Annotated in this window: 10 protein-coding genes; 9 read left to right on the top strand and 1 reads right to left on the bottom strand. The window is 57.3% G+C overall.

Annotated elements, in window-relative coordinates:
* The first annotated feature begins 62 nt into the window (after positions 1-62).
* From HMPREF3140_RS09725 to acnB, 4 genes are all read left to right on the top strand, one after another.
* The gene (locus HMPREF3140_RS09725) at positions 63-1196 is read left to right on the top strand and encodes a 2-methylaconitate cis-trans isomerase PrpF family protein (protein ID WP_032412733.1); all 1134 of its coding nucleotides are present in this window, start codon (positions 63-65) and stop codon (positions 1194-1196) included.
* A 48-nt stretch (positions 1197-1244) separates the two neighbouring features.
* Complete coding sequence (locus HMPREF3140_RS09720; protein WP_016528916.1) at positions 1245-3509, top strand: hydratase; 2265 nt, start codon at positions 1245-1247, stop codon at positions 3507-3509.
* 15 nt (positions 3510-3524) lie between these two features.
* A complete protein-coding gene (locus tag HMPREF3140_RS09715) occupies positions 3525-4688 on the top strand; it encodes an isocitrate/isopropylmalate family dehydrogenase (RefSeq protein ID WP_032412729.1) in 1164 nt (387 codons plus the stop codon).
* Positions 4689-4754: 66 nt separating this feature from the next.
* Positions 4755-7343 carry a bifunctional aconitate hydratase 2/2-methylisocitrate dehydratase gene (acnB, locus tag HMPREF3140_RS09710; RefSeq protein WP_139146160.1) on the top strand — a complete coding sequence of 863 codons (2589 nt, stop codon included), beginning with the start codon at positions 4755-4757 and terminating at the stop codon, positions 7341-7343.
* A 162-nt stretch (positions 7344-7505) separates the two neighbouring features.
* Here the strand turns inward: acnB and HMPREF3140_RS27205 are convergent, their stop codons facing one another.
* A complete protein-coding gene (locus HMPREF3140_RS27205; RefSeq protein ID WP_016528919.1) occupies positions 7506-7655 on the bottom strand; it encodes a GntR family transcriptional regulator in 150 nt (49 codons plus the stop codon).
* Between the two features lie 124 nt (positions 7656-7779).
* Here HMPREF3140_RS27205 and citC point away from each other — a divergent pair, with 124 nt between their 5' ends.
* The 5 genes from citC to citG are packed head-to-tail and all read left to right on the top strand — an operon-like array spanning position 7780 to position 12450.
* The gene (gene citC / locus HMPREF3140_RS09705) at positions 7780-8838 is read left to right on the top strand and encodes a [citrate (pro-3S)-lyase] ligase (RefSeq protein WP_032412723.1); all 1059 of its coding nucleotides are present in this window, start codon (positions 7780-7782) and stop codon (positions 8836-8838) included.
* Positions 8835-9128, top strand: coding sequence for a citrate lyase acyl carrier protein (gene citD / locus HMPREF3140_RS09700; protein WP_032412721.1), 294 nt, complete (start codon positions 8835-8837; stop codon positions 9126-9128). The genes citC and citD overlap by 4 nt, the downstream gene beginning before the upstream one ends.
* Positions 9128-10024: a citrate (pro-3S)-lyase subunit beta gene (gene citE, locus HMPREF3140_RS09695; RefSeq protein ID WP_016528922.1), complete on the top strand. Its 897-nt coding sequence runs from the start codon at positions 9128-9130 to the stop codon at positions 10022-10024. Before citD ends, citE begins: the two co-directional genes overlap by 1 nt.
* Before the next feature lie 6 nt (positions 10025-10030).
* Positions 10031-11527: a citrate lyase subunit alpha gene (citF, locus tag HMPREF3140_RS09690; RefSeq protein ID WP_032412717.1), complete on the top strand. Its 1497-nt coding sequence runs from the start codon at positions 10031-10033 to the stop codon at positions 11525-11527.
* Entirely contained in the window at positions 11527-12450 is a 924-nt protein-coding gene (gene citG, locus HMPREF3140_RS09685; protein WP_032105470.1) for a triphosphoribosyl-dephospho-CoA synthase CitG, read from the top strand. Before citF ends, citG begins: the two co-directional genes overlap by 1 nt.
* Positions 12451-12494 lie beyond the last annotated feature (44 nt).

Raw genomic sequence — 12494 nt, 5'->3', positions numbered from 1 at the left:
CATTTTGCCTTTATCAAGGAGTCTCAATTGGATGATTAAAATTTATCCCCTCAGGAACCCCTATGAGAAAATTCAGAACGGTCTTTATGCGCGGCGGCACCAGTAAAGGCTGCATGTTTTTAAAAGACGATCTGCCTGCCGATCGCGGCCAATGGGATCATATCTTTCTGCAGGCGATGAGCGACCCCGACCCGAAACAAATCGACGGTATGGGCGGTACGGTTTCCTCTAATAACAAAATCGTCATCGTCTGGAAAAGCGAACTGCCTGACGTGGATGTGGAGTACCTTGTCGGCCAGGTTATCGTTGGCAAAAGCCAGGTCGACTACAAATCCAACTGCGGCAATATGACCGCAGCGGTCGGCCCCTACGCGATTGAAGAAGGTCTGATCCCGGCCGTTGAGCCCATCGCCACGGTCAGAATGCTCAACCACAATACCGGAAAACGCATTGATATCACCGTGCCGTGCGAAAACAACACCTTCGCGCTGGACGGCGATTGCCAGATTGCCGGCGTTGACGGCACCTGCGCAGAACTGAAAGTCAATTTCCTCAATCCAGCTGGTTCGAAAACCGGCACGCTGCTGCCAACCGGCAATACTCTCGATGTTTTATCTATCCCCGGCCACGGGGACATTGAAGCCACGATCCTCGACATCAGCAACCCGATGGTGCTGGTGCGCGCGGAAGATATCGGCCTGACAGGCAGCGAGTTGCCCGACGACATCAACCAGAATCAGGCCGTCAGCGACCTGCTGGAAAAAATTCGCGGTACTGCGGCCTGCCTGATGGGCTTCGCCAAAGATCTCGACGACGCGCGCGACAACAGCCCGGCGGTGCCTAAAGTCGGTATGGTCACCACGCCGAAAAGCTATGCGGATATTTCCGGCCAGCCAACCCAGCAGCAGGAAATGGATTTATGCGCCCGCGTGATTTCCGTTTTCAAATGCCATAAAGCCTGCCCTCTCACCTCCGCCAGCGCCATTAGCGTGGCGGCGTTTCTTCCCGGCAGCCTGGTGCAGCGCATCGTCACCGTTGGCGACTGGAACCAGGGTGTACGCATCGGGCACCCCAGCGGAGTCATGAAAATGTATCCGTCGCTGGTGCAAAACGGCGATAGCACGGACGTGCCCGGCGTCGCCGTACAAAGAACGGCCCGCAGAATTATGGACGGCATGGTGTATATCCGCGACTAAATCCAGCCGCAACGTGAGCGAATTAACCAAATTATAAAAGGAACAATTATGATCAAGCTTTCCGATGGCGGGGTTTACCTGCTGAACGGCACCGAAGTGGTTGAAGAGAAAAACGCCCCGGCGTCTCTGAACAAAGCCGAAGCGCAAAAAGGCACCATCTCATGGTCAATCCTCAACGCGCACAACACCTCCGGCGATATGTCGCGGCTCAAGCTGAAGTTTGATGCCCTCACCTCTCACGACATCACTTTTGTCGGCATTGTGCAGACGGCAAAAGCGTCCGGCATGACCTACTTCCCAATCCCTTATGTGCTGACCAACTGCCATAACTCGCTGTGCGCCGTCGGCGGCACCATTAACAGCGATGACCATATGTTCGGCCTGTCAGCGGCGAAAAAATATGGCGGCACCTACGTTCCCCCGCATCTGGCGGTTATCCACCAGTATATGCGCGAAATGATGGCCGGCGGCGGCAAGATGATCCTCGGTTCCGACAGTCATACCCGCTACGGCGCGTTGGGGACGATGGCGATCGGCGAAGGCGGCGGCGAGCTGGTTAAGCAATTGCTTAACGACACCTATGACGTGGCTTATCCGGGCGTCATCGCGATTCATCTGACCGGCAAGCCGCAGCCGGGCATCGGGCCGCACGACGTGGCGCTGGCGATCATCGGCGCGGTCTTCGAGAAAGGCTACGTGAAAAACAAAGTGATGGAGTTCGTCGGACCGGGCGTCTCCACCATGGATACCGATTATCGTAACGGCATCGACGTGATGACCACGGAAACCACCTGCCTCAGCTCCATCTGGCGTACCGATGCCGACACCCACTGCTTCCTGGCGAAGCATGGCCGCCCGGAAGCCTATCAGCGCCTGGATCCGGCCGATGTTGCATACTATGACGGCTGCGTACACGTCGATTTAAGCGCCATCAAACCGATGATCGCCCTGCCGTTCCACCCAAGCAACGTCTACACCATTGACGCGCTGAACGACAACCTGACCGACATCCTGCACAGCGTCGATCAAGAAGCCAAACAAATCGCCGGGGAACAGATCCCGTTCTCGCTGTTAAAACATGTGGAAAACGGCAAGCTGCGGGTTCAACAGGGCATAATCGCTGGCTGCGCGGGCGGCAACTACTCCAACGTCTATGCCGCGGCGCAGATGCTGCGCGGTAAGAGCTGCGGCAACGATGCCTTCTCGCTGGCGGTCTACCCTTCTTCCCAGCCGGTATTTATGGATCTGGTGAAGAAAGGCGCGATTGCCGATCTGATGGCGGCAGGCGCGATTATCCGTACCGCCTTCTGCGGCCCTTGCTTCGGCGCAGGCGATACCCCTTGCCACGACGGGCTGAGTATCCGCCACACCACGCGTAACTTCCCGAACCGCGAAGGCTCCAAGCCAGGCGTAGGCCAGATGTCCGCCGTCGCGCTGATGGACGCCCGCTCAATCGCCGCCACGGCGGCGAACGGCGGCCTGCTCACGCCATCCACCGATTTACCGCCGGTTGAAGTCCCGGAATACGACTTCGATCCGACCCCGTATCACAGCCGCGTCTACATCGGTACCCACCAGAAGCTCAACGACGCCGAACTGGTTTACGGCCCGAACATCAAAGACTGGCCGGAAATGGAACAGCTTCACGACAACATTCTGTTAAAAGTTGTCTCGCGCATCATGGACCCGGTAACCACCACCGATGAACTGATCCCATCCGGCGAAACCTCATCCTACCGCTCCAACCCGCTGGGGCTGGCCGAGTTCACCCTGTCCCGCCGCGATCCGCAATACGTCAGCCGCAGCAAGGCGGTACATGCGCTGGAGAAAGCCCGCGCGCAGGGAGAAATCGCCGAAGAGCTACAGCCGGTGTTCGCCCAAATCCAGTCTATTCCAGGCTTCGCGGAGATTAAACCGCTGGACGTGGAGATCGGCAGCATGATTTACGCCGTGAAGCCCGGCGACGGCTCCGCCCGCGAACAAGCGGCAAGCTGCCAGCGCGTGCTGGGCGGCCTGGCGAACATCGCCGAGGAATACGCCACCAAACGCTACCGCTCAAACGTCATCAACTGGGGAATGCTGCCGTTCCAGATGGTAGGCGAACCGACCTTTGACGTGGGTGACTCTATTTTCGTTCCCGGCATTCGCGCCGCGCTGGATGCCGACTCGCGCACCTTCCAGGCCTTCGTCATTCGCCAGGACGGCCGGGTACAGGAAATTGAGCTGACGATGGCGCCGGTCACCAAAGATGAACGGGAAATTATTAAGGCAGGCTGCCTGATTAACTACAACAAAGCTCGCAACAATAAGTAAATCCATGGAGTTGTTATGACGTTTATCGAAGAAGCTCAGGCAAAATTCGCCGAGTTAATTACCTCAGAACTGGCGCGCATTGAAGCGATGAAGCAGGCTGGGGAAGCGAAAGACTTTTCACAGCTGGAACGTATCGTCGTCGGGATCCTGCCCGGCGACGGCATCGGTCCGATCATTATGAAGCAGGCGTTGCGGGTACTGGAATTTCTGGCAAAAGATGAAATCGCCGCCGGGAAGCTGGAGCTGCGTCCGGTCAGCGGCATGACCATAGAAGACCGCGCGCGCTTGGGCCAGAGCCTGCCTGATAACGTGCTGGAGCAGGTTAAACAGTGCGACGTGCTGCTGAAAGGCCCAATGGTGACCCCGCGTCCGGGCGAAGAGTGGCCGAACATGGTCAGCGCCAACAGCCTGCTGCGCCGCTCGCTGGATCTGTTTGCCGCAGTACGCCCGGTCTCGATCCCGGAAAAGAACATCGACTGGACGTTCTTTCGCGAAAACATTGAAGGCGAGTATATCTGGGGCAACAAAGGCATCCAGGTGACTAACGATCTGGCCGTGGACTTCAAAGTCCAGACCGCGCCGGGCACCGAGCGTATCGCCCGTCAGGCGTTCGAGTTTGCCAGGAAGAACGGCAAAACCAACGTCACGGTGATCACCAAGTCCAATATCGTTAAGCTGGCGGACGGCAACTTCCTGCAGGGCGTACGCAAAGTCGGCGCAGAACATTACCCTGATATCGAAGTGCAGGATCGTCTGGTCGATGCCATGTGCGCACGCATGGGCGATGAGACCTTCTGCAAAGGGCTTCAGGTTTTCGTCCTGCCGAACCTGTACGGCGACATCGTCACCGACATCGCCGCCGAGCTTCAGGGCGGGCTGGGCACAGCCTCTTCGGCTAACATTGGTAGCCGCTATGCGATGTTCGAAGCAATCCACGGCACCGCGCCGGGTCTGGTCAGCGAAGGGCGCGGCGAGTATGCCGATCCGTGCAGCCTGATCCGCGCCGTCGGCATGCTGCTGGCGCACATCGGCTACGGTGAGAAGAGCCGCCAGCTCAGCAAAGCGTTGATCCAGTGCACCGTCACCGAACGCAAAAAAGTCGTCACTACCTACACCAAAGACGCCAGCGCGGCGGAATTCACCGACTACCTGCTGGAAACCTTAGCCAGACAGGCTTAAGGCACACCAAAGTCCCGGCGAAACCGCTTTCGCCGGGCTTATCCCCAAGATAAAAGGATGACGATCGTGCTGGAAGCATACCGCCAACATCAGGCTGCCCGCGCCGCAAAAGGGCTTGTCGCCAAACCGCTGGATGCCGGGCAGGTACAAAAACTCACCGAACTGCTGCAACACCCTCCCGCCGGCGAAGAGGCGTTTTTATACGACCTTTTTGTTAATCGCGTCCCGCCCGGCGTCGATGATGCCGCGAAAGTAAAAGCCGCTTTTCTGACGGCGCTTGCCGAGGGCAAAGCCGTTTCACCGCTTATCGGCAAAGAGCAGGCGATTACCCTGCTGGGCACCATGCTCGGCGGCTACAATATTCCGCCGCTGATCGCCGCGTTAGATAGCCCTGAATTAGCCTCTGCCGCCGTCGCCGCCCTCTCCCACACCTTGCTGATATTTGATAACTTCCAACTCGTGGAGACCAAAGCCGCCGCGGGCAACCGCCATGCTCAGCAGGTCATGCGCGCCTGGGCCGATGCAGAATGGTTCTTAAAACGCCCTGCCGTTGCCGAAAAAATCACGGTTAGCGTCTTTAAAGTGCCGGGCGAAACCAATACCGATGACCTCTCACCGGCACAGGACGTGTGGTCGCGCCCGGATATTCCGCTGCACGCGCTCACCATGCTGAAAAACCCGCACGAAGGCATTGAGCCGGACCAGCCAGGCGTTATCGGCCCGCTGCAAAAAATCGCCCAGCTAAAAGAAAAAGGCTTTCCGCTGGTTTACGTCGGCGATACGGTCGGCACAGGTTCTTCACGTAAATCCGCCGCCAACTCGGTACTGTGGTTTATGGGCGAAGATATTCCCTTCGTGCCCAATAAACGCGGCGGCGGTATGGTTATCGGCGGCAAAATTGCGCCGATTTTCTTCAACACCATGGAAGACTCCGGCGCGCTGCCGATTGAAGCAGACGTCAGCCAGTTGAATATGGGCGACGTCATCGACGTGTATCCCTGGCAGGGCGAGATACGTCGTCACGACGACAATGTGTTGTTAGCGAACTTCACGCTGAAAACGGACGTGCTGCTTGATGAAGCCCGCGCCGGAGGGCGTATTCCGCTGATTATCGGCCGCGCGTTAACGGCCAAAGCACGCCAGGCGCTTAACCTGCCGCAAAGCGATGTTTTCCGCCAGGCCCATGCGGCGCAGGAGAGTTCACGCGGCTTCTCGCTGGCGCAAAAGATCGTTGGCCGTGCCTGCGGCGTGGCGGGAATTCGCCCTGGAACCTACTGCGAACCGAAAATCACCTCCATCGGTTCTCCTGATACCAGCGGACCGATGACCCGCGATGAGCTGAAAGACCTTGCCTGTCTGCGCTTTTCCGCCGATCTGGTGATGCAGTCTTTCTGTCACACCGCCGCCTATCCAAAGCAGGTGGATGTCCAGACGCACCAGACCCTGGCGGACTTTATGCGCGAACGCGGCGGCGTGTCGCTACGTCCCGGCGATGGTGTGATCCATTCATGGCTCAACCGTATGGTATTACCGGATACCGTCGGTACTGGCGGCGACTCCCATACCCGCTTCCCGATAGGCTTATCCCTGCCGGCAGGTTCCGGTCTGGTGGCTTTTGCCGCCGCCACCGGCGTCATGCCGCTGGATATGCCGGAATCGGTGCGCGTGCGCTTCCATGGCAACATGCGCCCCGGCATCACCCTGCGCGATCTGGTCCACGCCATTCCGTACTACGCCAGCAAGCAAGGTCTGCTGACCATCGAGAAGAAGGACAAGAAAAACATCTTCTCTGGGCGCATCCTGGAGATCGAAGGTCTGGAAGACCTCGCCGTTGAGCAGGCGTTCGAACTCACCGCCGCCACCGCCGAGCGCTCGGCGGCAGGATGCACCATAAAGCTCAACAGCATGCCGATTATCGACAGTACCAAAGGCAATATTGTGCTGCTGAAGTGGCTGATCGCCGAAGGCTATGGCGATCGCGAGACGCTGGAGCGCCGTATTCTGGCGATGGAAAACTGGCTTGACGACCCGCAGTTGCTGGCAGCCGATGCCGACGCGGAATACGCCGCCACCATTGATATCGATCTTAACGATATCCATGAGCCGCTGCTGTGCGCGCCGAACGACCCGGATGATGTCAGACCGCTATCCGCCGTCGCGGGCCATTCTATAGATGAGGTGTTTATCGGTTCCTGCATGACCAATATTGGCCACTTTCGCGCAGTCGGCGAAGTGTTCAGCGCCCACAAAGGCCAGCTTCCGGTACGTCTGTGGATCACGCCGCCCACGAAGATGGACGCCAACAAGCTAAAAGATGAGGGCTGGTTCAGCGTCTTCGGCCAGCGCGGGGCGCGTATCGAAATCCCCGGCTGTTCGCTGTGTATGGGGAATCAGGCGCGAGTGGCGGATGGCGCGACGGTGGTTTCCACCTCCACGCGCAACTTCCCCAACCGTCTCGGAGCCGGAGCCAACGTCTATCTGGCCTCGGCGGAGCTGGCGGCGGTCACCGCACGGCTCGGTAAACTTCCACAGCCGGAAGAGTATTTTGCCCTCACAGAAAAGATAGATAAGCACATTTATCATTATCTGAAATTCGATCGTCTTGATAGCTATGTTCAGAAAGTCGCTGAAGTGATTTTTCAAACCCACAGTTAAATGCCCCCCGCTCCGATCATAAGTGCTCATTTATGGCCCGGGCGGGTTATTGCCTGTGCTGAATCTCAAGCCGTTATTAATGCAATTCGCTTATTAATACACTTATTAATTGCATTGGCCTTGTGAACCTCATTATGGCACCCTGCGTGGCAAGTCAGAACATTATTTATCCCGATAGGTGCTGTACTGGAATTCATATTCTTCACGATACCAGGTTTCGCCCCACAGGATCAGTTTGTCATCACCTGCCAGGCAAGTATGTTGGCGCACCATCGCCGGTCGGCTGCGTTTAATATCCAGAAACTTAGCCACTTCTTGCCTCGGCAGAGTGTCCTACTCTGCTGTTTAAAACCGTGCCGATGCGCGTGTACTTCGCACTATTCAGCGTCGCCATCATGTTGATGTTTTTTTTAATTAAGATAGAGGAGGGTCGATAATGGATGCCACCACGATGATAAGCAGAGTGACCAGCAAAAATACGGCAAAAATAATCGAAATAGCTCGTTTCCTTCAGGCTAACAATCTGGATATCGACCCTCACATTACTGATTTTGTTGTTCTTCATCAACACGGTGAAATGGTTGCCTGCGGTGGGATCAGTGGCGACATTATTAAATGCGTTGCTATTTCCCCGCAGCTTCGCGGTCAGGGGGTATTGCTCAAACTGGTCACCGAACTGATTAATCTCGCGATGGAAAGCGGCAACAGTACATTATTCGTTTACACCCGCAGCCATAACGAAAATCTATTTCACCATTGCGGATTCACCACACTGGTTTCTATTCCTGGCTGTATGGTGTTAATGGAAAATAGCGGTTCGCGTCTGACTCGTTATTTGCAACAGCTGGCGCAATGGCGTAAACCAGGCAAGCATATTGCCGCCATCGTAATGAACGCTAATCCATTTACCAACGGCCACTTGCACCTTATTCGCTATGCCTCGAGCCACTTTGACTGGCTACACCTGTTTCTGGTCAACGAAGATGCCGCCCAGTTTCCGTTTGCGGATCGCCTCGCGCTGGTTCGTGAAGCGACACAAGGTATTGTGAAACTGACGGTACATCCCGGCTCGCAATATATGATTTCGCGCGCCACTTTTCCGGCCTACTTTCTGAAAGAGCAGGCGCTCGTCGAACGCTGCTACACACAAATCGATATTACACTTTTCCGTCAATATATCGCCCCGGTGCTGGGTATCACACACCGCGTTGTCGGGAATGAACCCTTCTGCCCGATTACCGCACGCTATAACCTGGATATGCGCCACTGGCTGAGTACACCGGAGCTCCCTTTCGCGCCGGTGGAGCTTGTGGAAATTTCACGTTTGCAGTGGCACGGCACACCCGTTTCCGCTTCAAGGGTACGCCGCCTGCTGCAGCAAAATCGCTTTACAGAGGTAGCCCCTCTGGTACCTGACACCACTCTCCGTTATCTGAAGCGCCACCAGAAAACTGTCCTGGCGAACATGACCCAAACCCCTACAGGAGCATTATGAAACAGATTGTCCCCGCCGTGGCCGGGACTCTGGAGTCCAGCGATGCCTTAATCCGCATCGAACCGCTGGCTCCCGAGCTACCGCCGGAAATTGAAATCACCAGTTCGGTACAAAAACAGTTTGGCGACGCCATCCGCGCCACGCTGATTGCGGTACTGCAACAACACGCGATTCGCGGCGTCTCCATCATCGTTGATGACAAAGGTGCGCTGGACTGCGTGCTGCGCGCACGACTGGAAACCGCTCTGATGCGCGCGGGCGCGCTAACGCTGTGCTGGGGAGAAAAATAATGACGCCAAAACGTAAAAACCGCCTGCGCCGCAGCATGCTTTTCGTCCCCGGCGCGAATGCCGCCATGCTGAGCAACGCCTTTATTTATCCTGCCGATGCGCTGATGTTCGACCTTGAAGACGCCGTGGCCGTGCGCGAAAAAGATGCTGCTCGCCACCTGGTCTACCACGCCTTACAGCACCCGCTTTATCGCGATGTCGAAACCATCGTTCGCGTTAATGCCCTGGACTCGCAGTGGGGTATTGATGACCTGGAAGCCGTCGTGCGCGCCGGGGTCGATATCGTCCGTCTACCAAAAACCGATACCGCAGATGATGTCATTGCGATGGAAAAAGAGATCGCCCGCATTGAACGCGACTGCGGGCGTAAGCCTGGCAGCACCGGTATGCTGGCCGCCATTGAATCGGCAAAAGGTATTCTGCAGGCTCCGGCTATCGCTCTGGCGTCTCCACGCTTAATCGGCATTGCGCTGGGCGCGGAAGATTACGTGCGTGATATCCGTACCGAACGCTCGGCCGACGGTATCGAGTTGCTTTTTGCCCGCTGCACCATCCTGCAAGCGGCACGCGCGGCGGGTATTCAGGCATTTGATACCGTCTACAGCGACGCCAACAATGAAGAAGGCTTCCTGCGCGAAGCCGCGCATATTAAACAGCTCGGCTTTGACGGTAAATCACTGGTTAACCCACGCCAGATTACGCTGCTGCATAACCTCTACGCTCCGACACAAAAAGATGTCGATCACGCTAAGCGCGTGGTTGAAGCGGCTGAAGCGGCTGAACAAGAAGGTCTGGGCGTCGTTTCTCTCAACGGCAAGATGATCGACAGCCCGATTATCGCTCGCGCCCACCTGGTGCTGTCCCGCGCTGAACTTTCCGGCGTCCGTGAGGAGTAAACCGCCATGAATCATACTCAAGATTTATCCCGCATCATCGGTGAACTGACGCCATTTGCCGATACCGATAAACAGACCCAACGCCAGCAGCGACGTGCGAAAACCTGCGCATCACTGACAGAGGCCATACGCCGCAGCGGCCTGCGCGACGGCATGACCATCTCCTTTCATCACGCTTTTCGCGGCGGAGACTTGACGCTGAATCTGGTGATGGATCAGCTGGCGACAATGGGTTTTAAAAATCTCACTTTAGCCTCCAGTTCGCTCAGCGCCTGCCATGCGCCGCTGGTCGATCATATCCGCAACGGCGTGGTCAACCGGATATATACCTCAGGGCTGCGCGGCCCGCTGGCGGAGGAAATTTCCCGCGGGCTGATGGCGCACCCGGTGCAGATTCATTCCCACGGTGGTCGCGCCCACCTGGTGAAGAGCGGCGAGCTGAATATCGATGTCGCTTTCCTCGGCGTCCCGTCCTGCGACGACATGGGAAACGCCAATGGCTATACCGGCAGTGCCACCTGCGGCTCCCTGGGCTATGCGATGGTTGATGCACAGTACGCGAATCAGGTGATTCTGCTGACAGAAGATATCCTCCCCTACCCGCACCACCCAGCCAGCATCAGGCAGGATCAGGTAGACCTGGTAGTCCTGGTGGAATGTGTAGGAGACGCAGAAAAAATTGGCGCCGATGCAACCCGCATGACCACCAATCCGCGTGAGCTGCAAATTGCACAGAACGCAGCGCTGGTGATTGAGGCATCAGGATATTTTCGTGAAGGTTTTTCCTTACAAACAGGTACCGGCGGCGCGGCACTGGCAGTGACTCGTTTTCTCGGCGAGAAGATGCGCCGCAAGAATATCCGCGCCGATTTTGCGCTCGGCGGCATTACTGCCACCATCGTTGGTCTGCACGAAGAAGGCTACATCCGGCGACTGCTCGATGTTCAGGGATTTGATAGCGTCGCCGCCCGTTCGCTGGCGCGTAATCCAAACCATATCGAAATCAGTGCTAACGAGTACGCTAACTTCAGCTCCAAAGGAGCGTCTGTTAATAAACTGGACGTCGTTGTACTGAGCGCGCTGGAGATCGACATCGACTTTAACGTCAACGTACTGACCGGTTCCGATGGTGTACTACGTGGCGCATCGGGCGGACACTGCGACACTGCGTTCGGCTCCGCGCTGTCGATTATCGTCGCCCCGCTGGTGCGCGGACGCATTCCGACTGTTGTCGGTAAGGTCCTGACCCGCATCACCCCCGGCTCCAGCGTGGATATCCTGGTGACCGACCACGGCGTCGCGGTCAACCCGGCGCGGCCAGAACTGGCGCAGCGCCTTGAGGCCGCAGGGCTGAAAACCGTCACCATTGAATGGCTGTGCGACCGCGCGCGCCAGCTGACGGACGAGCCGCAGCCGATCGCCTTTACCGACAAGCCTGTTGCCATCGTGCGCTATCGGGACGGTTCGGTTATCGATGTCGTTTATCAGGTTCGTGATGAATGATGCGCCCGGTGCCTACCGAATCCTGGGGTGCGCCAGTCGCGCGTCAGGAAAAGCTGCCACAGGCATATCGCAGCCGCTATTACGCCAGGCTGGCCTGCAGGGCAATGCAAACGGAAGCTCGGTTGACGCCGAAACCTGGTCTGGTTGACGGCAGAAATACCGGCGCTCACAAGGATATGGCGTTACCTGATTTTCTGCGTAGCGCCAGCGAAATTGCCCTCATTTTCCCGCTGTTTTTTGAAGAGGGAGCCGCCAGCGCGGTGTGCGATCCTGACTGCGTTCTGGCTCGCCTGAAACCCATCGGGCTGCGCTGCGAAACGGAAATGTTGCAGGCAACGGGAGGCGTCAACACGCATAAAGGCGCCATCTTTACGCTCGGGCTGTTTTGCGCCGCGCTGGGGCGCCACGAGGCTTTGGGGCAACCGCTCACCCCCAACGCGCTGGCCGCCACCGTGTCTACATTTTGCCACGGTATCGTCGAACGCGAGCTGGTGGAACTTCGCGGCCGGATGCCGCTTACTGCCGGACAGCGGCTGTTTATTAGCGCCGGCCTGACCGGGGCGCGTGGCGAAGCGCAGGCGGGATACCCGCTGGTTATCGACCACGCCCTGCCACGCTATCGCCAGCTGCGACGCGAAGGTCTGAGCGAGGAACTGGCGTTGCTCAATACCCTGCTGCTCATTATGTCGCGCAACGACGATACCTGTGTCGCCTCGCGCGGCGGTATCAACGGGCTGCGCTGGCTACAACGTCAGGCGCAGCAGTTGCTTAACGACGGCGGCATCCACTCACCCGAAAATCTCACGCGATTACAGCAATTCGATGATCACTGTATTACCCGCAACCTCAGCCCCGGCGGCAGCGCCGATTTGCTTATGCTGACCTGGTTTCTTTCACACTTTCACCAAGAGGAAAGACAATGACTGACAATGCCGTCCTGTTAGGCGAAGGCTTCACCCTGATGTTT

The organism is Klebsiella sp. HMSC16A12, from assembly GCF_001808265.1.
In the GTDB taxonomy this organism is placed as follows: Bacteria; Pseudomonadota; Gammaproteobacteria; order Enterobacterales; family Enterobacteriaceae; genus Klebsiella; species Klebsiella pneumoniae.
This window is presented reverse-complemented; position numbering and strand designations above follow the sequence as displayed.